19 protein-coding genes and 1 pseudogene are annotated in these 21,536 nt (G+C 37.6%); 10 read left to right on the top strand and 10 right to left on the bottom strand.

What is annotated here, in order from left to right:
• Window positions 1-115 precede the first annotated feature (115 nt).
• The 4 genes from FC81_RS05415 to FC81_RS05400 all read right to left on the bottom strand — a co-directional run bounded on the left by FC81_RS05415 (window position 116) and on the right by FC81_RS05400 (window position 4,076).
• Window positions 116-2,032, bottom strand: a complete 1,917-nt coding sequence (locus tag FC81_RS05415) for a copper-translocating P-type ATPase (RefSeq protein WP_057743942.1) — start codon at window positions 2,030-2,032, stop codon at window positions 116-118.
• The gene (locus FC81_RS05410) at window positions 2,032-2,403 is read right to left on the bottom strand and encodes a cupredoxin domain-containing protein (RefSeq protein ID WP_057743939.1); all 372 of its coding nucleotides are present in this window, start codon (window positions 2,401-2,403) and stop codon (window positions 2,032-2,034) included. The genes FC81_RS05415 and FC81_RS05410 overlap by 1 nt, the downstream gene beginning before the upstream one ends.
• Before the next feature lie 25 nt (window positions 2,404-2,428).
• A complete protein-coding gene (locus tag FC81_RS05405; protein WP_157054718.1) occupies window positions 2,429-2,878 on the bottom strand; it encodes a CopY/TcrY family copper transport repressor in 450 nt (149 codons plus the stop codon).
• Window positions 2,879-3,203: 325 nt separating this feature from the next.
• On the bottom strand, window positions 3,204-4,076 hold the full coding sequence (locus FC81_RS05400) for a carotenoid biosynthesis protein (protein ID WP_057743937.1): 873 nt from the start codon (window positions 4,074-4,076) through the stop codon (window positions 3,204-3,206).
• Between the two features lie 170 nt (window positions 4,077-4,246).
• Here FC81_RS05400 and FC81_RS05395 point away from each other — a divergent pair, with 170 nt between their 5' ends.
• From FC81_RS05395 to FC81_RS05375, 5 genes and pseudogenes are all read left to right on the top strand, one after another.
• Complete coding sequence (locus FC81_RS05395; protein WP_057743934.1) at window positions 4,247-4,822, top strand: TetR/AcrR family transcriptional regulator; 576 nt, start codon at window positions 4,247-4,249, stop codon at window positions 4,820-4,822.
• Between the two features lie 1,023 nt (window positions 4,823-5,845).
• Complete coding sequence (locus FC81_RS05390) at window positions 5,846-7,492, top strand: peptide ABC transporter substrate-binding protein (protein WP_057743931.1); 1,647 nt, start codon at window positions 5,846-5,848, stop codon at window positions 7,490-7,492.
• A 9-nt stretch (window positions 7,493-7,501) separates the two neighbouring features.
• Complete coding sequence (gene pepT / locus FC81_RS05385; protein WP_057743928.1) at window positions 7,502-8,755, top strand: peptidase T; 1,254 nt, start codon at window positions 7,502-7,504, stop codon at window positions 8,753-8,755.
• A 263-nt stretch (window positions 8,756-9,018) separates the two neighbouring features.
• A pseudogene (locus tag FC81_RS05380) lies at window positions 9,019-9,560 on the top strand (ATP-binding cassette domain-containing protein); the annotation flags it as partial.
• A gap of 3 nt (window positions 9,561-9,563) precedes the next feature.
• Window positions 9,564-9,794 (top strand): P-loop NTPase family protein, encoded by a 231-nt coding sequence (locus FC81_RS05375; protein ID WP_057743922.1) that lies wholly within the window; start codon window positions 9,564-9,566, stop codon window positions 9,792-9,794.
• A 423-nt stretch (window positions 9,795-10,217) separates the two neighbouring features.
• Here the strand turns inward: FC81_RS05375 and FC81_RS05370 are convergent, their stop codons facing one another.
• The 3 genes from FC81_RS05370 to FC81_RS05360 form a co-directional block, all read right to left on the bottom strand.
• Window positions 10,218-10,475 (bottom strand): hypothetical protein, encoded by a 258-nt coding sequence (locus tag FC81_RS05370; RefSeq protein WP_057743919.1) that lies wholly within the window; start codon window positions 10,473-10,475, stop codon window positions 10,218-10,220.
• A 793-nt stretch (window positions 10,476-11,268) separates the two neighbouring features.
• Window positions 11,269-12,726, bottom strand: coding sequence for a glucose PTS transporter subunit IIA (locus FC81_RS05365; protein ID WP_268871908.1), 1,458 nt, complete (start codon window positions 12,724-12,726; stop codon window positions 11,269-11,271).
• On the bottom strand, window positions 12,727-13,134 hold the full coding sequence (locus tag FC81_RS05360; RefSeq protein WP_057743914.1) for a PTS transporter subunit EIIB: 408 nt from the start codon (window positions 13,132-13,134) through the stop codon (window positions 12,727-12,729).
• 199 nt (window positions 13,135-13,333) lie between these two features.
• Here FC81_RS05360 and rpe point away from each other — a divergent pair, with 199 nt between their 5' ends.
• The 3 genes from rpe (at window position 13,334) to FC81_RS05345 (ending at window position 15,595) form a co-directional block, all read left to right on the top strand.
• Window positions 13,334-13,984, top strand: a complete 651-nt coding sequence (rpe, locus tag FC81_RS05355; RefSeq protein ID WP_057743911.1) for a ribulose-phosphate 3-epimerase — start codon at window positions 13,334-13,336, stop codon at window positions 13,982-13,984.
• 12 nt (window positions 13,985-13,996) lie between these two features.
• Window positions 13,997-14,491: a ribose 5-phosphate isomerase B gene (gene rpiB, locus FC81_RS05350; protein WP_057744062.1), complete on the top strand. Its 495-nt coding sequence runs from the start codon at window positions 13,997-13,999 to the stop codon at window positions 14,489-14,491.
• 81 nt (window positions 14,492-14,572) lie between these two features.
• The gene (locus FC81_RS05345) at window positions 14,573-15,595 is read left to right on the top strand and encodes a LacI family DNA-binding transcriptional regulator (protein WP_057743908.1); all 1,023 of its coding nucleotides are present in this window, start codon (window positions 14,573-14,575) and stop codon (window positions 15,593-15,595) included.
• Window positions 15,596-15,934: 339 nt separating this feature from the next.
• Here FC81_RS05345 and FC81_RS05340 read toward each other — a convergent pair whose 3' ends face one another.
• The 3 genes from FC81_RS05340 to FC81_RS05330 form a co-directional block, all read right to left on the bottom strand.
• Complete coding sequence (locus FC81_RS05340) at window positions 15,935-16,360, bottom strand: hypothetical protein (protein ID WP_057743905.1); 426 nt, start codon at window positions 16,358-16,360, stop codon at window positions 15,935-15,937.
• Window positions 16,361-16,437: 77 nt separating this feature from the next.
• Entirely contained in the window at window positions 16,438-17,271 is an 834-nt protein-coding gene (locus FC81_RS05335) for a helix-turn-helix domain-containing protein (RefSeq protein WP_235804636.1), read from the bottom strand.
• A 107-nt stretch (window positions 17,272-17,378) separates the two neighbouring features.
• Window positions 17,379-18,320, bottom strand: a complete 942-nt coding sequence (locus FC81_RS05330) for a LysR family transcriptional regulator (protein WP_057743902.1) — start codon at window positions 18,318-18,320, stop codon at window positions 17,379-17,381.
• 194 nt (window positions 18,321-18,514) lie between these two features.
• Between FC81_RS05330 and FC81_RS05325 the strand changes: the two genes are divergently transcribed.
• Complete coding sequence (locus tag FC81_RS05325) at window positions 18,515-19,843, top strand: D-serine ammonia-lyase (protein WP_057743899.1); 1,329 nt, start codon at window positions 18,515-18,517, stop codon at window positions 19,841-19,843.
• Between the two features lie 483 nt (window positions 19,844-20,326).
• Window positions 20,327-21,340 (top strand): acyltransferase family protein, encoded by a 1,014-nt coding sequence (locus FC81_RS05320; protein WP_057743894.1) that lies wholly within the window; start codon window positions 20,327-20,329, stop codon window positions 21,338-21,340.
• The last annotated feature ends 196 nt before the right edge of the window (window positions 21,341-21,536 follow it).

The raw sequence follows: 21,536 nt of genomic DNA, 5'->3' as shown, positions 1-21,536 counted from the left end.
GCGAGTAATGAAAAGACGACGTAGGTAAGAGCTCCAATAGTAACTAGAGCTGTAACCTTCTTAGAATTCTGTTTATCCATTTTTCAGCCTCCATTCAAACGGACTTTCAAAAGACTTATGCGGTATGTGACAGCTTAACACGATTAAGCAGTAGCGAGCTTGCAACAACAGAGATAGAACTTAATGCCATAAAGATCCCAGCTAATTCTGGACTTAGCGTTAAGCCGATTCCGGCAAAAAGACCGGCCGCAACAGGGATACCCAGTGTATTGTAAATGAATGCCCAAAATAAGTTGAGTTTAATCCGGTTAAAGGTTTTTTGGCTCAATTCTAACGCGAGAACAACATCTTGCAAATCATTTTTAACAAGTACGATCCCTCCAGATTCAATTGCAATATCTGTTCCTGAACCCATTGCAATTCCGACATTGGCGGTGGTCAATGCGGGAGCATCATTGATGCCATCTCCGACAAAAGCAATGGGGGCTTGTTGCTGTAGTTTTTTGATTTTAGCGGCTTTATCACCTGGCAAAACATCAGCAAGTACTTCATCGATTCCAACTTGATCAGCAATCGCTTGGGCAACGTGCTCATTGTCGCCAGTTAGCATCACTGTGCGTAGCCCACGTTCTTTGAGAGCCGTAATGGCTGCAGCTGAGCTTTTCTTGGGTGTATCTTGAACAGCGATCAAACCAATGATCTGTCCATCAAAACCAACAAGAACAACTGTCTTGGCTTCATTTTGCAGTTCCAGCATTTTAGCGGCGGTTGCTTCATCCAGCTGATAGTCCGCCAGCAGTTTCTGATTGCCAATAAAAGCCTGTTTATTACTAATCTGAGCTTGAATTCCTTTGCCTTCTAGTGCAGTAAAGTTCTGAGCACCTTGGACCGCGATCCCAACTTCTTGTGCCTTAGTTAAAATAGCGGCCGCAAGGGGATGCTCCGAAGTTGCCTCAAGGTTGACAGCAACTTCAAGGACTTGTTGTTGGTCACCAATAATATCAGTAACTTTAGGTTTACCGGCAGTAATCGTTCCTGTCTTATCGAAGACAACGGTCTTGATACTATTAACAGCTTCAAGGATTTCACCATTTTTGATTAAAATTCCCAACTTAGCACTGCGCCCAGTCCCAACCATTAAAGCGGTGGGGGTCGCGATTCCTAGTGCGCAAGGACAGGCAATAATAATAACTGAAACAGCGAAGAGCATCGCTTGCACAAAACTGGCACTTAGAACGATATACCAGGTAACAAAGGTCAAGATAGCGATGATGATAACGATAGGAACAAAAATATCAGCGATTTTATCAACTATCTTTTGAATAGGCGCATGACTAGTCTGAGCTTTTTTGACCAGTTCAACGATTTGAGCCAATAATGTATCATCTCCGACTTTAGCAGCTTTGAAAGTGAAGGTCCCGGTGTTGTTGATAGTAGCACCAATAACAGTATCTCCAACTTTTTTAGCAACAGGAATACTTTCACCAGTGACCATTGATTCATCAATCGTTGAACTGCCTTCGGTAATGACACCATCAACAGCAATTTTTTGTCCCGGTTTGACCCGGATGATATCCCCAACATTAACTTCTGTCAGTGGTATTTTTAGTGTTTGACCATCACGAATAACTTCTGCATCTTTAGCCTGCAGATCAAGCAATTTTTCAACAGCTCCGGAAGCAGCATGTTTCATTTTTTCCTCAAAGACCTGACCTAATAAAACAAACGTGATAACAAAAGCAGCACTTTCATAAAAAACGGGTTGATGCGTCAGCATGGCGTAGATGCTGTAGAAATAAGCTGTGAAAGTTCCAATTGCAACTAATGTATCCATATTAGCGTGGTGGTTGAGGAACGATGCCCATGCACTCTGGAGAAATTGCCGACCGGAGATCACCATTACAGCAGTGGTTAGTAAAAACATTGTCCACATCCCACCGGGTAGCTCGTAGCCAAAGGGCATGATTATCATTCCAATAAACATCGGAAACGAAACGATCAAGGAGAAGATAAACCTATTTTTGATATTCATTATTTGACCACCACTTTTCCATGGTACATATTCATACCGCAAGCGTATTCAAATGTCTTGGCTTGAGATGTATCGATCTTAATGACATGGTCCTGATTTTGCGGTAAAAAATCATTGATCCCTAGGTCAGGGAAGACAACTCGTTCTAAACAACTTGATGGGTCCTTGCGATGGAAGGTGATTTGTCCAGCAAGACCTTGTTTTAAAACAATCGTACTTGGGTTGTAACCACCATTAACGACCACCGTTGCATTTTGTAGGTTACCTTGCTGTTCAGCAGTGCCTTCTTGAGCAGTGTGCTTACCGAAGAACCACCAAATAATAAAGGCAATGATAGCAAGTGCAAGAACGACGATTATAATTTTATCCATAAGTTAATTCCTCCTTTCCAAATCTTCAACAGCTTTTCTTCTGATCACAATTTCGATCATTGGATAGGCAATCACAAGCAATTGCAACAGGTGCTGTCTTGATTTTTTGGCTTAAGAGCTGTTGCATTTGCTCAATATCACTCCGACTGAGGGTCAGCTCAGATAAAAGCTTCAAGATAACACCGCCTTTTTTCATACTGCATAAATGATCGAAAAGATCACTGACAACTTTATCCATTGCAGCAGCTTCAGTTATCGTTGGTCGGTAGAAGAAGCGGCGGCCTTCTTTGATTGTTGATAACATCTTTTTCTCAACCAAGCGTCTCAGCAGCGTTTTGATGGTCGATTCGGACCAGGTACTTTTTGCCTGTATCAAGCTGATTACTTCCTTACTGCTGGCACCGCCCGTAGTCCAAATGACGCGCATAACTTCCCATTCAGAGGGTGACATCAGAGTTGTATCATTTTTTTTCAAGTGATCTGCCTCCTTTCGTTTACACTTGTAATCTACGCTTATAGTCTAGAACTTACGTTTACACTTGTCAACGTAAATGCACTTTCTTTCTTAATATTAAAAAGGATGCGCAGCGATATTTTGGCTACTAAGTAAGGAGGAGTGTAGTTTATGAAACACGTTTGTCTGTAACAAATAGAGGGAACAGATCAAAATTTAACTTTTGACCCAGTCTTTTCATCTAAAAAATGATCTATGATAAATTAGCCGTTTTGTTATAGATCATTTTTGAATGTTTTTGTTTGTTAATTAAGGAGGCAGATTGTTAATAGGCTACTTTATAGAACTAATTTAGGGAATAGCGTTTAAAGATTTTTACTAGAGCTAACAAACCAATTGGAACAATTGAATACAGTCCAACAAGTCCGCCAACTTGATATATTTGCTGGATATGCCAAGTCTGTCCGGTTAGGTCTGTTACTTTTTGATAAAAAGGTGTTCTTAATGCTTTTAGCAATAACAGGATGACCCAGGAATAGTAAACTAAAACTATTTGAATCCAATAACTGTGTTTCTTAGTGATTTCTGGAATTATGTTTTTCTGGTAGTTCTTAGTATACATAGAGAAGAAAAAGAAAATTGAAAAGACACATAGGAACCATCCCAAATAGTTAGAGAAGGGAACACCAAAATAAGCACCACCATCTCGCCAACGCCAAGCATGACTTACGGTTGAGCTCCAAGGATCAATCACTACATCCCACATGACCATTATAAAGGATGCAAGGAAAGGTTGGACAAAGAGCATTTTACCGTTAACACTATTGCTGTACTGCTCAAGAAGCGGCTCGCTTAAATTCCAGGCAACAAAAGCCATTTGAAAGTAGGCGATGTTAATAAATAAAGGGGTGTATATTAACTTAGGTCCTAGTGCGGACGTATAATAATAATTGCCAAAAGGAAAACCGGTCGCAATACTAAGATTCTCATAAAAATTACCAAATATAAAAGCTGTAACTAAAAAAATAAGAATTCCTTTCCAACCATAACGACGTGAACCTTGCCATAGAGCAAAAATTACTGATAATAATGTTAATATTGAAGCACCACCTGCAGATACAGCTTTTTCTGTACTGATTCCCGTAATGACAGAACTAAGCAGAATTAGAATTACTAATAACCAAGTAACTGATAAAGATTTGTGTTGCTTTTGATTCATGTGATTGAGACCTTTCTTTTATAGATAGAATATGTGTAGTACACTTATTCCAAAGTTACATATGGCTCAAATGTTACATATGCAACTCTTTTATAAAGAATATATTTTGAACTTGATATCGTCAATAGGAAGCAACCAACAATGGACAAAGAAGGGTGAGGTGTTACATATTGCTACCAAAAAAATTAAATCCGCAAGTTCGTCGTACGCACGAATGGACTTTTGAAGCATTAATACTTTTACTACAAGAAAAAGAGTTTGATAAGATTACTATTAAAGAAATAACTAATAAAGCAGGGATTGCTCGTCAGACTTTTTATCGCAACTATAGTGATAAGGACGATATTGTTCAGAAATACATTGATATTATTTTCATGGATTTTGTAAAACAGCTTGATGGAAAGAAAAACTCATTAGATATGTGTCTGTGTTATTTTAAGACGCTAAAGAATTATCAGCCGTCACTAATTGAACTGACGCAGCTTTATGATTCAGAAGTAATTTATAAAATGTTTAGTAGATATTTAGATGTTTTCATAAGTTTTTTAAAACAAAAAGAATCTACTGAAAAATTGCACCAGCAACCAAAATATCTTAAAAGGTATCAAATTATGTATCAAGTTGGCGGTGCGATTTTTATAACTTCCGAATGGGTTAAAGAAAAAATGGTAATATCTGTGGAAGAAATGGCGAGGATGTTGGAGTTTATCAGCAGCTCAAATTATTTTGGTGATCGAAAAAGTTAAAAATTAAGCTGCATCACTTGGGTTAGCCTTTAATTTGAAAATTGATTGTTTAAAAAAATTCTTCATGAAAAGACAAAATCGTCAAGCTTGATATTTCGGTGTAATTGACGGATGTGCTGCAAAAGATGTTGTCTTTTAGTTGTTTTTTGATTTGCAGAACATAGCCACGATTGTAATCGCTTGCAATTAAATAGAAGTAATATATAATACAGAGTGTAAGGGGTTATAGCAAACGCTATGACTGAAACTCAGTGCTAGGCTAGTCGAAGATAGTAACTGAGTAAAAAAGCTGTCGCAAGGCGGTTAGAAAAGAGGTTAGAGTTTGACTATCCCTTATGAAACAGCAGTCCAGCGAGATAATTAATGAAGTCGATGATAATCTTGGAGAGATTTAAGATTGTTAAAGGTAGAGTTAGTTAGATCGGAAGAGAAAAAGGAAAGTGTAAAAAACTTAAACTTTATCTTGCTGGACTGTTTTTGTGTGTCTTAATTAGTACAAGATTGTATCAAATAATTCTCGCAAAGGATAAAGATATTTCTCTTAAAATGTTTAAAGATGATATTTTAATAATAAAGCTTAAATAAAAATTAGTTTCACCTTAGCTGTGGTTTGAGAGGATAGACGCGATATTTAAGCTTATTATTGGCTTGACAAGCATAAAACCGTATTGTAAAATTCTCATTATTCAAATAATAATTTAACGTTGACGAGATGAGTAACGAATAGAAGCTATTTACAGAGAGCCGGTTATAATGATGAAAACGGTAATAGTCTGAAATCGTGAAGATGGTCTCTGAGTGATTGGACAGTGAACTCTGATGAGCTGTTCATGGGTTGCCCATTACAGCATTTAGGTATAGCTAATGTACCTAGTAAGGATAGAATTGTGAAGTTCTATCGAAAAATGGGTGGCAACACGAAAATAATAATAATTTCGTCCCTCTTAAGTGGTAACCAACACTTAGGAGGGACTTTTTTTGTTGTTTAACGTTAAGTTTTATTTCAAAAGGGGGAGAATTTGAATGAAAAGGTTTCTTAAAGTAAGTTTTATATTTGGGACTGTGGCACTATTTTTAACAGCTTGCGGCGGTAAGAACAATGTGCAAAGCAAAGGTAATGGTCAATATGCGGCTGACCAAACTTTAAATTGGACTGAAAGTTCAGCACTGGCAACTGCAGATCTTGCTAAAGCAACTGATACATTGAGCTTTAATGTTCTTTTAAATACACAAGAGGGGCTCTACCGCTTGGATAAGAATGGTGTCCCACAGAATGCACTTGCAACAAAGACAGTTATTTCAAATGATGGTAAAACATATACTTTTGATTTACGAAAAAAGGCTAAATGGTCTAATGGACAAGAAGTAACTGCTAAGGACTTTGTCTATTCATGGCAACGAACACTTGCTCCTAAAACTGCGTCGCAAGATGCTTTTTATCTTTACCAAGTAAAAAATGCACAGGAAATAAATGAAGGTAAGAAAAATGTAAATGACTTAGGGATAAAGGCACTAGGAAAATATAAGCTGCAGGTTCAATTAACTAAGCCTGTCAGTTATTTCAAAAAATTATTGGCATGGCCGTTATTCTTTCCAGTCAATAAAACGGCTGTTACGAAATTTGGAACAAAGTATGGTACACAAGCCCGCTATACTGTTTCAAACGGTCCGTTTAAACTTACTAACTGGACAGGGACAAATAAGAAATGGACGTTAGCTAAGAATAATGATTATTGGGCAAAAGATAGTGTGCATCTGAAACGGATCAATGAGTTAGTAACGGAAAGCACAACAACTAGTTATGAGTTGTATTCTGATAAAAAAGTAGATGAAACATTGTTAGGTGGTCAACAGGTTAAAAATAATCGCAGAAATAAGGATTTTGTGAAACGTCTACCCACAGCAACTACGAGACTTGACTTGAACCAAAACAAGGTTTCAGCTTTCAAGAATCTTAATATTCGACGTGCGCTGTCACTAGCAATTGACCGCAGCACATTGACGCAAAATGTACTTCAGGATGGTTCAGTGCCACTTAAAGGATTCGTACCTGCAGGAATGGGAAAGAATCCTGAGACACAGCAGGCCTTTAATGAAGAAGCTTATGTTAAAAAGGCAGTTTCGTATAATCTGCAAGAAGCAAAGAAATTATTGAAAAAGGGTTACCAAGAAACAGGGACACATAAACTACGATTTACGATAGTAACTGCTGATACTGACAGCAGCAAGCAAACAGTTGAGTATTTGCAGAGTGCATTGGCTAAACTACCTGGTGTTTCCATCAATGTTTCAACTATTCCGTTTGTGCAGTTGATTGCCAAACAACATGCTGGTAACTATGAAGCCTCTATTCAAACATGGCAGTCTGTGTTTGCTGATCCAATTAATTTCTTGGATATTTATGAAAGTACTTCTGCGTATAATACTTCAGGATGGAAGAGTACTGCATTTGATAAGCTAACAAATGAAGCGGAAAACACATATGGCAATCAACCACAGAAACGGTGGGCAAAGTTAGTGACTGCTGAAAAATTACTGTTAAATGAGCAGGGAACGATTCCATTGTATCAAGTTGCTAAATCACAGTTATTACGTTCGAAAGTTAAGAATGTTGTCTATAATCCAGCAGGAGTCCCTTATGACTGGAAAAATACGTATATCGCAAATTAGGAGGCTGATATGTTAGAACAACGATATTTAGAATTTATTGAACAAACTTTTATCAAGTACGCTAAAGTTAATACTAGATCTGACGAAAATAGCACTAGTATCCCAACTACAACAGGGCAAATAAAATTGGCACAGCTAATACGGGATGATTTGCGTGAAATTGGTGTTAAAAATGTAGTTTATGATAAGAATGATGGCTATCTAGTGGTGACACTTCCAGCTAATGACATCGTTGAAGCTAAACCAATTGGCTTTATTGCGCACTTGGATACAGCTGATTTTCCAGCTGAGCATATCCAGCCGCAAGTTCATCCGGCTTATGATGGTAAAGATGTTGTATTAAATGAAGCTGCTGGTATTATCATGCGGGTCAGTGATTTCCCTAATTTAAAGAATTATCGTGGACAGCGGCTAATTACCAGCGATGGAACGACACTGCTGGGTGCAGATGATAAAGCAGGGATAGCGGCGGCTATTACAGCAATTAAGTATCTGAATGAACATCCTAACATCAAACATGGAGAAGTCCGTTTCGCCTTTGGACCAGATGAGGAGATAGGTTTAGGTGCGAAAAGATTCGACGTTGAAAAGTTTAAAGTTGCTTTTGCATATACGTTAGACAATGGATTGCCTGGTCAGTTGGAAAATGAAACTTTCAATGCTGCTCAAGCAAAAATTGTCATTCAGGGAACAGCAGTACACCCTGGAAATGCTTACGGGTTAATGGTCAATGCAATTACACTAGCTAATCGGCTGGTGGCAGCATTGCCGATTGATGAAGTACCTGAAAAAAGTAAAGGTCGGGACGGCTTTTTCCTTGTAACATCATTTTCAGCAACGATTGCAGAAGCCAAATTAAATATTATTATTAGAGATTTTGATAAAGAAGCCTTTGCTAACAAGAAAAAGTTGCTCCAACAAATTGTCGCGCGCTTAAATGGCGAGTTCTTTAATGAGCAAAAGGTATTTCTGAAGATTACCGATCAATACCATAATATTGCTGATACGATTAAACAACATCCATATATTACAGATTTAATTCTGCAAGTCTATACAAAGCTAGGTTTAAAACCGGTGATCCATCCTTTTCGTGGTGGAACAGATGGCAATGCATTAACGGAAAAAGGGATTCCAACACCTAACTTGTTCAATGGAGGTGAAAACTTTCACGGACAGTATGAATTTGTAACGACGGAAGCAATGCTTCAGGTCAGTCAAACGATTCTTGCTATTCTTGCACAACATTATCAAAATAATAAATAGTAATTCAGTTTAAGCAGCTTGAAGGTGAGTTACTAAAATAAATATTCTAGTCTTAAAATACACGGCTAGTCAGTTTTTCCGCTGTGAATAACCCGAAGTTGGATAGAAAAGATTGACTTAGAGCTTAGATTTGGCCAAAATAAGTAAGGAGTTTAAAGCAAAATTAATTTTTTGACTTAAACTCCTATTTATAAGGTTGCACTTATTGGTCCATCCGGCTCAGGTAAATCATCGTTGTTGCAACTAATCCCCAATTTTTGGTGATGGATGAACCATCGGCTAACCTTGATCAACCAGAAATACTGCATATTCGTGATCTGTTATTAAAACTGTCACCACAAACGAGTCTAATTATTTCAGAACACCGCGTCCAACTATTAGCTCAAGGAGAGCGTGATCTGCTGACAGCGAAAGGAATGGGGTTTAGTTATTATCGTAGGCAAAAGAAGTTGCTGCAAGATGTTGATTTTAGTATTGCTGCAGGAGCAAGTATCGGGTTGATCGGAAAAAATGGTATTGGAAAATCAACCTTTGCAAAGTTATTAGCAGGACTGATTGCACCAAGGCATGGCAAGATCCTATTAGGAACACGGAAGGCGGCGCGCTGGCGGCTGCAAAAAGAGGTCTGGTATGTGATGCAAGAGACAACATATCAACTTTTTACTGACAGTGTGTGGCGAGAACTATTTTTGAATTTAGAACAGACCCCAGCATTGGTTACTGAAGCAGAGCAGTTGTTAGTGGATCTGAAAATCAGTCACCTGAGCAGCATCCGGCAACTTTATCTGGTGGAGAAAAGCAGCGCTTAGTGCTTGCAACGGCGCTTATTCACCACCCAAAAATATTGATCTTAGATGAGCCGTCATCTGGTTTAGATCAGGATAGCCTGCAATGTATTATCAAGGTAATCAGAAAATATCGCAGCCAATTCTCAACTACATTCTTAACGATTAGCCATGATCCCCAGTTTTTATATCAAGTGTGTGAGCAGGTACTGCTTTTTAAAGAAAATAAACAGCCTGCAATGAAACAAAAGTAATGTATAATACAGAGTGTAAGGGGTTATAGCAAACGCTATGACTGAAACCCAGTGCTAGGCTAGTGGAGATAGTAACTGAGTAAAAAAGCCGTCGCAAGGCGGTTAGAAAAGAGGTTAGAGTTTGACTATCCCTTATGAAACAGCAGTCCAGCGAGATAATTAATGAAGTCGATGATAATCTTGGAGAGATTTAAGGTTGTTAAAGGTAGAGTTAGTTAGATCGGAAGAGAAAAAGGAAAGTGTGAAAAGCTTAAACTTTATCTTGCTGGGCTGTTTTTTGTGTTTTAGTTTATGGCTTGGTGAACATATCTCTATTAAACTGGTAGCTTAAGCAGGATACTATCTTTTTTATTGCACAAAAATAGACCTCCAGAGAGTTAAGACTGGGAGCCTACGAATGAAGCAGCTCAAAAGTATAAATGCTTATTTTTCTGTGCTGAAAATAGGGCGAACCAACATTCCTAATAGGAGAATGCCTAAAGCACTAACTAATGCGCCAGCAAGAAAATTTCCGGCTAGGAAGATTCCAAGTGCGGTAGTTGTGAAAAGACCAAAAATAGTTAAAAAGATACCTAGTTTCTGAGTTAAATTAAGGCGTGCGAAGTCGCGGTAAAAGCCTACTTCTAGTAATAAGACACCAATAACAGCAATTGTTCCAAAAAGAATATGTCCAAATATCATTCGAGAGCCTTCCTTTTTTAATATTTTTAGGTTGTGTACAAAGTATAACAAGCAGCTAATAAAAGCGTCAAGCATTCTTATGCGGCATACTTAACTTGATAACATACTGAAGTTTCTACCAGCCAAATAAAAAGGTCGAAATTAAGGTTGCTAAGTTTAAAGTAGCGATACTAAATAAAACAAGTGTAATCGCTTGCAATTAAATGAAAGTAATATATAATACAGAGTGTAAGGGGTTATAGCAAACGCTATGACTGAAACCCAGTGCTAGGCTAGTGGAGATAGTAACTGAGTAAAAAAGCCGTCGCAAGGCGGTTAGAAAAGAGGTTAGAGTTTGACTATCCCTTATGAAACAGCAGTCCAGCGAGATAATTAATGAAGTCGATGATAATCTTGGAGAGATTTAAGGTTGTTAAAGGTAGAGTTAGTTAGATCGGAAGAGAAAAAGGAAAGTGTGAAAAGCTTAAACTTTATCTTGCTGGGCTGTTTTTTTGTGTAAATTTAACGAGGCAGGTGTAAAATAATGTCTCGATATATTTATTTTTGAGATAAGCTGTTCTTGAAAAAGAGTGTTTTTAATGTGTGACTATTTTATTTGAGATATATGTTCCTAGTGGATATAAATACTTTTTTAGTTATCAAATATTTTTTATTTTAAATGCCTGAATTTCTAACTAATAAGTAACAACAAAAATATTGTACTTTCATTGTAAGTAAAAAGCCGAATCATGGCTTTTGATCCGGCTTTATATTAATGTTAAAAAATATTTTTATGGAATGAAAGAAGGATAACTTAGATGATAGTTTGTAAAACCTCCCTACCATGGTCGCCAGTGTCGGCTGTGATTAGGTTGACATCGTGATATTCATTACTATTAGTTACAATTACGAATGTCGACATATCGTAGCCGGCTTTTTTTAAAGCTTCAAGATCAAATTGAATTAAAAGCTGTCCTGCTTTAACGATATCACCTTGTCTAACTTTGGCCAAGAAGTATTCACCATTTAATTTAACTGTATCAATTCCAATGTGAATTAGTAGTTCAGTTCCGTTATTTGAAGTGATGCCAAGAGCATGCTTTGTTTCAAATAACATGGATACAGTTCCATCGAAAGGAGCATATACTTTGCCAGCGGTAGGAGAGATAACCATTCCTTGCCCCATTGAACCTGATGCAAATGCAGGGTCACTTGCTTCTGCAATATCAGCAACATATCCGTCTAATGGTTGGAGAACCGTATCATTTGAAATTTGTTTTGTGTTGCCGACTTGATCAGTTTGAACCTTGCTACTAGCGGCTTCATCAATTCCAATTATTAAGGTTACAAATAGTGCAACTGCAAAACAAATAATTAACCCGATAACGTAAGAAACAAAAGTACTGCCGACGAAGGCTGGTAAAGTCGTTAATCCTCCAAAAACAAAGGCGAAAGCTTTGACATGTAACCCACCGATAAAGGCACCTCCGACTGCACCACCAATTACTGCTCCTATTAAAGGCTTCTTATATTTGATTCCAACACCATAAATGGCAGGTTCAGTGATGCCAGCAAAGAAAATAGATAGAAGTGCAGAAATAGTGTAGGCTTTCATCTTTTTATCTTTGGTTCTGAAAAAAGTACCTAAGGTTGCGCCAGCCATTCCAAAGTTAGCTGCTGCTGTTAAAGGAACGATAAAATCATAACCGGATTTACTGATATTTTGAATTATTACTGGATTAACAGCCCACTGCAGTCCAAAAATAACGAAGAGGTTCCAAGCTCCACCAACAATAGCACCAGCAAGCCAACCATTTGAGTTCATCAAGAAATTAATACCATCAGAAAGCCATTCACCTAAGTACACTCCAAATGGACCAAAAGCACCTGCTGTTAGCGGTACCATAATAAACAATGAAAGTAGAGGAACAAAAAGTAGTTGTAAACTTTCAGGAATGTATTTCTTAAGACTGTGCTCAACATATGAAAGACACCAAATTGCTAAAATTGCGGGAATAACGGTCGAAGTATAAGCCATTGTTACAATGGGGATACCGAAAAAATGTGTAATGACACCGTTCCCGTGAGAGCCCATAATTTGTGTGAATTCAGGCATAATTAGAGCTCCCATAATAGCAGCTGCAACATATTTGTTAACTTTAAATTTTTCTGCAGAAGTAACAGCTAATAGAACCGGTAAAAAGTAAAAAACGGCTGTTGAAGCTGCTGTTAGGATGTGGTAAGTTCCTGATTTGTCAGATAGCCAGCCAATTTATGTAAGTAAAAGAACAATTCCTCTTAGAACACCAGAACCGGCAAGCAGTGGTAACAAAGGAGTGAAGATACCAGCCACGATATCCAGAAAATTTGAAATTAAACCATGTTGATTTTTTTCATGTGTATTTTCCTCAGTATTTTCTTTACCCAAACTAGTTCCTTCAAGCAACTCATCATAGACATTAGCTACGGCGGGGCCAATGATAACTTGAAATTGACCTCCATTTTCAACGACACTGATAACTCCGTTTAAATCTTCAATCGCACTTTTATTATTACTTGCGATTTGTTCATTTTTTAGTAACATTCTTAATCTTGTAGCACAGCGGGAAATACCTTGAATATTATTTTCACCACCAACCAGAGCTAGTATTTTTTTCCCAAGTGTCTTTTCGCTGGTCATTGTCGATCATCCTCTCATATTTTTTGAGCAAACGATTTCTCAAAAATGAATTTAACGTGAAGCCGATAATCTGTCAACTGGATATTATAATACTAATAAAAATGTGAAAATTGAATGTTTGACGAATTATAAATTGAATGTTATATTTCTAATTGAGCAAACGATTTCTCAAATTCTATAAACGAAAAGGCTGATGAAAATGAAACGTTTAATTTGTCCGTCACTAATGTGTGCTGATTTTGCCAATATTAAAACAGAGATTCAGAATATGGAAGCTGCACAGGTTGATATCTTACACATGGATATTATGGATGGAAGCTTTGTTCCTAACCTAGCACTGGGTCTGGCAGACTATCAGACTGTCAGAAGATTGACGTCACTTCCAATGGATGTCCATCTAATGGTTCAAAATCCGCACAATTTTATACAGTTATTTAATCGTGCTGGGGCAGATATTATCTATATTCATCCCGAAGCAGATCAAATTCCTACCAGAACTTTATTGGAAATTAAGAAGTTGGGAATGCAACCAGGAATAGCACTTAACCCTGGAACATCGGTTGAAACGATTAGGGAGTTATTGTCTTTAGTTGACTATGTCCTGGTCATGACTGTAAATCCAGGTTTTGCGGGACAGAAATTTTTAGATTTTGTAATTCCAAAAATTGAACAACTTGTAGTTCAAAAGAAAGATAACTCATTTAAATTAATGGTCGATGGAGCTATTTCACCAACTAAAATTACTCAGCTTGCGGAAATGGGGGTCGATGGTTTTATTGTTGGAACATCAGCCTTATTTGGTAAGAAAAAAGTATATCAGGAAATCGTTAAAGAATTAAAAGGAGAGTAAATGATGAAAAAAATAAAAATTGCTTTTGGGTCAGATCATGTTGGTTTAGAGTTAAAGCCAACGCTTATAGAGTATGTTAGGTCGTTGGGGTATGAAACACACGATTTTGGAGCATATTCAGATCAACGTACGGATTATCCGATCTACGGTAAAAAAGTTGGACAGGAAGTTGCGGCGGGAAATTATGATTTAGGCATTATTATTTGCGGGACAGGAGTTGGAATATCGCTATCAGCTAACAAGGTAACAGGGATTAGAGCTGCCAGTGTCAGCGAACCGTATTCAGCTGAACTATCACGGCGGCATAATAATTCGAATATTCTTGCACTGGGGTCACGTGTCGTTGGATCAGAACTTGCTAAAATGATTGTGAAAGCTTGGCTTGATGCAGAATTTGAAGGTGGTCGGCACCAACGTCGAATTGATGAATTAACTGCAGAAGATGAGCACGATGAGCAAAAATTTGATAGAATTGTACACGATGATAGTGGTAAATACTCTGATTAAGATTAAGGCAGGTTTGTTTAAGCTCAAGATACAGGTTTCCACTCTCATTGCGATAAAATATGATCATTGTGGGAGTAAGCTATGGGTAAGAAAATTTCAATTAAAGAAATTGCAAAACTAAGCGGGGTTTCAGTCTCTACGGTATCAAGGGTTATTAATAATAATGGACGTTTTTCAGAGGAGACGCGGCAGCGAGTTCTGAAAATAATTAAAAAATATAATTACCACACCAATACCCTTGCGAAGGGACTACGGATGAAGCGCTCAAATACGATTGGTATTATTGTTCCTGAGTTATCGAATACTTTTTTTTCTTCGCTAGTAGAAAAGATAGAAAACCAATTTTTTTCGAAAAACTACGCAACTATTATATGTGACACAGGCAGGAATGCAGATAAAGAAGCTGCTTATATCCGAATGTTGGAAGCAAAATTAGCTGACGGGTTAATTATTATTTCGGGGAAAAAGACGTTTGATGCCAGTCTGCTTAGTCGGACGATTCCAGTTGTCTGTATTGACCGCAAACCTAACGATAAGAAGATAATTTTTATTAGTTCAAATCATTATCAAGGGGCAGTAATTGCAACAACAGAGTTATTAGAAGCCGGCACACAACCTCATTTATTTAAAGTAGCTGGCAGTTCGTCGTCAATGTTAGATAGAATTAAAGGTTTTAAGGATACATTACAGAATAAACAGCAGTTAGATGAACGTGCGATTATTAGTTTGCAGGCAGACTATCCAGCCGGATCTAATGCCCGTCGGCTAGAGATACGTACTGAATTGCGCCAACTGATGAGTTCAGAACAATTACCGCTGGGAATATTTGCTACAAGTGATACTTTAGCTGCAGACATTATGATTGCTGCAAGAGAACTGCATCTCAATATTCCAGCAGATCTTAAAATTATTGGTTTTGATGATGCACCAATCGCAAGGTATTGTTACCCACAGTTAACTACGATTCACCAGGACATTACGGAGATTGCTAGCCAAGCCAGTCAACATTTGATTGCAGCAATCAACAATTCAGAGAATATTGTGGAAGAAGTCGTTACAGATACTATTATAGACGTTCATTTGGTTAGAAGAGGAACAGTTTAAGTTAGTAACTATAGAAGATATAATAAAAAGCTCCACTAGAAAAAGTTATCTTTTTTCTAGTGGAGTATTTTTCTTGTAAGGTAGGAATTTATATCATAATATGTGGAAAATATCTATTGATTAAGGGTGTACCTCATCAGGGTGACAGCATCCTCAATAGAAGCTTTTATATAATTCTTGTACGCAGGGATTGATTCACTAAGATGAATTGATTTTCCCTTTTGTTTAGCGAGTAATGTAATGAATAATCTGTGTGCACGACAATTACCTTCTCTAAAGAGGGATGAATTATAAAATAACTTTTGATCTAGGTCCTTATTTCTACATTACCGACTATAATTAAAAATGCTGTGAAACTGACCTTTCAGCGAGGTTCTTCAAGGTATTCAAGTTTTGTTTAAAGGCATGTTTGGCAAAGGGAGCTAACAGGGTTACAGGCAAGGGCAGGGCTGTGTCATCTGATAAGAATAAGGTTTGTTCAACGATTGTTGTATCTGCTGCAGCACTGATTTTAAAAATAAGATCGCATTCAAGCCGTCCCCGTGTACTATGATACGTGATTGTTGTGGACGTTGCAGTTATAGTCAAAACTTCGTGTTGATTAAGCGCGGATGCATTACGAGCAATGTGGAATTGGTTATTACTAGTATTGATAACCTCTATATCAGGCACCCATTCAAGCAGGTGTTGTGGTTTTTTAAGAATCTCTTGGATAACCTCAGTTGTACTGTTAATGGTAGTAAGATTTGTAAATAATTCTTTCATGTTATTGGAACTCCTTTCAGTTGATGTCCTAAGCATAGCTAAAAGGAGCTGTTAGCAAAAATAAGAATACTGATATTTTAGAACTTAGTAAATATTTTTTCATCGAAAAGTTCTTGAAAGATGGTGGCACGTTGTTCAGCTTCGGTTTTTTGATTAATATTATCCAATTTCTGGGCAGCCTGTGCCAGTAAATAATAACTGTTTGCCAGCATGTAATGCGAGTCATGGGCGGTGATAAAGTCAATGCCAGTAATCAGCTGACGGGTGCAATTACTATAGTGTAGGTTCTGATAAGCTGAGAATGCTCGCAAGTAATAAAGAATATTAAGGTTGGGTGCATAGGCTGTTTGTTCTAGCACAGCTAATGCTTGTTGATACAAGGCTGTCTGTCTGGTTGAATCTTCACTAATCAAAAAAGCTAGGGTCGCTAAACAGAGCCGGTCGAGAACACTGGGAATAGAATTACTTTTGTGTTCTGCGAGTGCCAGTTTGAGGTAGCTTTGCGCACGCTCTCGTTGTTTTGAGACCTGGAACTCAGCAATGCCTAAGTAATAATAATAGGTTTGGGTCTGTTCAGCTGTAGTGATCGCGGCAATGGTGGTAGATGAACGTAAGAATGTTAATAGCTCAGCATACTGATGATTATTGCACAAGGCTGCTAATTTACGGTTAATGTTGGCTGAGTTTGCGATTGCGTAGTTTTGCGCCAAGCTTAGATTTTCCAAACCAAGTCCAAGGCGTTTGCACAGTGCAACAACCAGCTCCACATTGGGACTATACTTGTCATGTTCAATACTCGAGAGCATTGCTTGCGAACAGATTCCTGTACAGATTTCTTTTTGCGTTAGATGTTGTTGCTTCCGTGTTTGTTGTAGTAAATGTCCAATTGTTATTATGGTCGTTTCAACCACCACCTTAATTTTTATTTATCGTAGGCTAACTATAAGTAACCTATAAGCATCTTAGCGTATGTGAATTACTCTTTGTGTATGAGACTGCAGTTTATGCTAAAGGCCAATTAATGATTAGAATTACTGATTATTGTTTTAGTTTGGTGAACCGTCAAGACCTGCGAACTAATAGTCGCAATTTGGTTCTGTGTGACCTTGATTGTTTTCAAGTGAGACTGTGCCTTTCTTGAAACAAGGTAGAAATGCCGCTGCTGCATAGGTGTCAATGTTAATAATTTAGTTGCGGCTAACTGGGGAGGAATTGTAATGTTAGGCAACACACCGATACCCATATTATAAGTTATCGCCCGGCGGATAGCCGCGTAGCTTTGAAAGGTTGCAATACGATGTGGTTGATAACCTGCTGCTTGGCACAACTGCCAGACCTTATCGCTAAGATAGGCACCATCAGGTTCCATTACCCAGTCCTGCTCGTGCAAGTCGTTAATGCTGACCTTCTTTTGGTGTGCAAGATCGTTTTGTGTGTTCACCAGTACTTTGAGCTCATCAGTTCCGAGTTTTAGTGCTGTTAAATTATTCGGCAAGGGCATCATTTCACCAATATATGCCACAAGGGCAAGGTCGATTTGTTGGGTACTTAGCGCCGTCAAACTGGCTGGTGGTTCGAGTTCAGTCAGTCTGAAGTCAATTGCAGGATATTGCTGATTAACCGCCGCTATTGCCGGAATAACTAATGACTGCAACGCACTTGAAAAAGCCCCGATACGAACGATACCTTCGTATTTTGTGTCAGCACCTGTTAATGAGGTTTCAACTGCTTCTAGGCTATCAATAATTGGCCGAACCTGGGTGATAAGCTTCTTAGCAGTCGCTGTTAATTCAACGTTTCGACCGACCTTTTCTAGCAGGGTCGTATTAGTTTCCCTTTCTAATTGTTTAAGCTGTGCGGAAACAGATGATTGCGTAATTGACATTACGTTGGCTACCCGTTTCATGGTTTTGAGCGTATCAAATTGAATTAGGATCTTGAGCCGCCAGATATCTAGCATGGATAGCCCTCCTTATAAAATAGTTATTTTTTGGTGGTACACATCGATCTAACAATAGCATGTTAATTCAATTAGAGCTAAACTAATACTCAACAATTTTTTGATTTTTTTGCTGAAAAGATTAAGTTATCATGAAGTATAACTTGATGATACGGATGAGTCAATCCTTCATCAAACACCTTGGAGGTTTAAAAATGTCAGAAAATATCGAACGATTAATTCAGCAGTTCCCACTATTAAAAAATATGCGTCAGTACCAGCCAATTGATTGGCTTAATCCTGAATTTGGCATGAGTGCTGAGATCCCGTTCACCCAAGCAGAGGTCTTTGATGTAGCTGCTCGGTTTAAACGGTTTGCACCATATCTTGCAAAGGCTTTCCCAGAGACTCAAAAAACAAACGGTCAATTAGTCTCACCACTGATCGAGATTGACAAGATGCAAGCTTGCTTGACTAGAACGACTGACACTGAGATTCCTGGCAAGATCTATCTGAAAGCCGATAGTATGCTGCCAATTTCTGGGTCCATCAAGTCCCGGGGTGGCATCTACGAGGTACTGAAATTTGCTGAACACGTAGCCATGACTGAAACCAACCTTACTTACTCCGATAATTATGCTATTTTAGCAACACCTAAATATCATAAATTATTTGCAGGTTATGGCATCATGGTAGGTTCGACCGGTAATCTAGGTTTAAGTATTGGGATGGCCGCAGCTAGTTTTGGATTTAAAACAACTGTCCATATGTCTGTTGACGCTCGGCAGTGGAAGAAAGATTTGTTACGCGCTAACGGTGTAACGGTCGTTGAACATAATGATAGTGTGTCCGTTGCTATTGCTCAAGGTCGAAAAGAGGCGGCTACGGATCCACATACCTACTTCATTGATGACGAAGGATCAAAGGACCTTTTTTTAGGTTACTCTGCAGCCGGAATTGAGATTCAAAAACAACTGGCTGATGACGGAATTTATCCGGACGTAGACCACCCAGTCTTTGTTTATTTACCAGCTGGTGTTGGTGGTAGCCCAAGTGGTGTTAGTTTTGGGTTACAGATGATGATGCCTGAGGGGATCTATCCTGTTTTTGCTGAACCGACTCATGTGCCATCTGTAACGATTGGTATGATGACTCATCTGTACGATAAACTTTCCGTCAAAGATTTAGGGATTGATGGTAAGACACTAGCAGATGGTTTAGCTGTTCCCCGATCATCACGAATTGCTGGTCGTGTAATGCGGAGCTTATTATATAGTGCGCACACTTTCAACGATGATGATATTTATCGCTATCTTACTATGCTAGCAGATACACAGAGTATTTATATCGAACCATCTGCAGCTGCTGGTTTTAGTGCGCTCGTCCCGACTATCAATGGGTTCAAGAATAGAGTAGTTTTGAAGAATGCCACTCATATTGTTTGGGCTACTGGTGGAAAACTGGTGCCGAATGATGAGATGCAACGATACTATGACAAGGGTCGAGCATTATTAGCTGAACCACAACGGGAGCTAGTACGCTAAGTTGATTTAATTTTTTGACCATTAGATCGTGAGAATTACCGCCAATTAGAACGTTACTAGTATTGTTAGCCATTAAGTTATAATAAAAAATGCCGTACTTGGCTTATTTTAAGTACGGCATTTTTTATTTATTATGATGAACCGTCCCAGTGCTTTATGTAAGATTGCGGTTTTAGCGCCATTATAGCCGTAAATATAGTCTTCAATTTCGTTTATGAACTGTTCTATTCAGCAAGATAGTGGCGAAAGGGGTAGTGTACTTGATAATCATGTTCACCTGCTGATAAGGGAGTTGACTCTGTTACTGTCAAGAAGAGTGATTCGATCTTTACCGTAGATGTTTAAGCTAAGTTCCTTTAAATGTAGGTGAGCGAAAGACTTCTTTAAAAAATTAATTGACTAGAGAACGGATACATCTTAATATTATTAGCAATACTTAAAGAATATTAAGATGTTAAATTTAGGAAAAGAAGGTTTTAATTAATGAAAAGAGATATCAGAATTGATGTTCTCAGATCACTAGCGATACTTTTAATTGTACTTGCACATGTTTTGCCACCTAACCCAATCGGTCAAATTAGAATTTTTGATGTCCCACTTATGGCTTTGTTATTGGGAATGTCTTTTGCTTTGAGTAAAAAAAAGTCTTCTCATGCAACAGGCTATATACAATATTTAATTAAGCGATTTAAAAGACTCATTTTGCCAACATGGATATTTTTAACAATCTTCTTTGTGGTAGTTTTTATTTTTTGCCAGGCTACTAGTTTAGAATTTCCATATAGTATAATGACATTGCTTTCTACATATTTATTACTGACGGGTATAGGCTATGTTTGGATAATTAGAGTATTTTTTGTTATAGCAATTTTTTCGCCGTTTTTATTTTTTATTTCAAAAAAAGTAAATATATTAACACATAAGCTAGTATTACTAACATTTCTATTAATATTTCAGCAATTTTTATATTTACTTGATAAACAATTATCTGGGCATATTAAATTATTATTCGAACAGTTAATTGCTATTTCATTTGGCTATATGATAGTGGCATTAGTGGGAATATGGTTATCAAGCCAATCTTCTAAAGACACATTACATATTGCATTTTTCAATTGGATAATTTTTTTTGTTATAGCTTTATTAAATCAATTTTCGCTTTTGAGTAGTCAGAAGTATCCGCCTTCTGTATACTTTTTGACTTATGGTATAGGTGTGTCTCTATTGCTTTTCTATATTGTAAGTTTACCGACAGTTAATAATTTCTTTATAGTTAGGAGTAGGAAAATCACGTGGTTATCTACTCATTCTTTAGAGCTATATTATTGGCATATAATACCTATAACCGTTACTCAAAAATATTTAACTAATTTTAGTTGGGAGCTACGCTATATTATTGTTTTATCTATAGCACTATTAATTACTTATGTACAAGTCACCTTTTTTCCTTCGCTACTTGCACCTAAAAAATCAAGGGTTCCCAAAGAACATCAGTAATTTAAAGTATGTAGTATGTAATTAGAAAGTTTTCATTCTTTGAGTACAATGCTCGATTCTATGTATAGAAATTAAAAATTACCTTTTATATTGATTATAGTCGCTAGTCCTTAAACCATAATAAAGAATGCTACACTTAGTTTATTTGGCTCTTCGTCAACTGTTGTTGGTGAATCCACTTATAAAAGTTCTAATT

Origin of the sequence: Liquorilactobacillus capillatus DSM 19910 (assembly GCF_001434915.1) — a bacterium.
In the GTDB taxonomy this organism is placed as follows: domain Bacteria; phylum Bacillota; class Bacilli; order Lactobacillales; family Lactobacillaceae; genus Liquorilactobacillus; species Liquorilactobacillus capillatus.
The sequence above is the reverse complement of the archived record's forward strand: the minus strand, read 5'-3'. Positions and strand labels throughout refer to the sequence as shown.

Bases quoted from the DNA above. Each gene is read 5' to 3' on its own strand.
- FC81_RS05330 (WP_057743902.1), bottom strand. From the start codon at position 18,320: ATGCTAGATATCTGGCGGCTCAAGATCCTAATTCAATTTGATACGCTC.
- FC81_RS05370 (WP_057743919.1), bottom strand. From the start codon at position 10,475: ATGATATTTGGACATATTCTTTTTGGAACAATTGCTGTTATTGGTGTC.
- FC81_RS05410 (WP_057743939.1), bottom strand. From the start codon at position 2,403: ATGGATAAAATTATAATCGTCGTTCTTGCACTTGCTATCATTGCCTTT.
- FC81_RS05320 (WP_057743894.1), top strand. From the start codon at position 20,327: ATGAAAAGAGATATCAGAATTGATGTTCTCAGATCACTAGCGATACTT.
- FC81_RS05345 (WP_057743908.1), top strand. From the start codon at position 14,573: ATGGGTAAGAAAATTTCAATTAAAGAAATTGCAAAACTAAGCGGGGTT.
- rpe (WP_057743911.1), top strand. From the start codon at position 13,334: ATGAAACGTTTAATTTGTCCGTCACTAATGTGTGCTGATTTTGCCAAT.
- FC81_RS05400 (WP_057743937.1), bottom strand. From the start codon at position 4,076: ATGAATCAAAAGCAACACAAATCTTTATCAGTTACTTGGTTATTAGTA.
- FC81_RS05360 (WP_057743914.1), bottom strand. From the start codon at position 13,134: ATGACCAGCGAAAAGACACTTGGGAAAAAAATACTAGCTCTGGTTGGT.
- FC81_RS05415 (WP_057743942.1), bottom strand. From the start codon at position 2,032: ATGAATATCAAAAATAGGTTTATCTTCTCCTTGATCGTTTCGTTTCCG.
- FC81_RS05325 (WP_057743899.1), top strand. From the start codon at position 18,515: ATGTCAGAAAATATCGAACGATTAATTCAGCAGTTCCCACTATTAAAA.
- FC81_RS05340 (WP_057743905.1), bottom strand. From the start codon at position 16,360: ATGAAAGAATTATTTACAAATCTTACTACCATTAACAGTACAACTGAG.
- FC81_RS05390 (WP_057743931.1), top strand. From the start codon at position 5,846: ATGAAAAGGTTTCTTAAAGTAAGTTTTATATTTGGGACTGTGGCACTA.
- pepT (WP_057743928.1), top strand. From the start codon at position 7,502: ATGTTAGAACAACGATATTTAGAATTTATTGAACAAACTTTTATCAAG.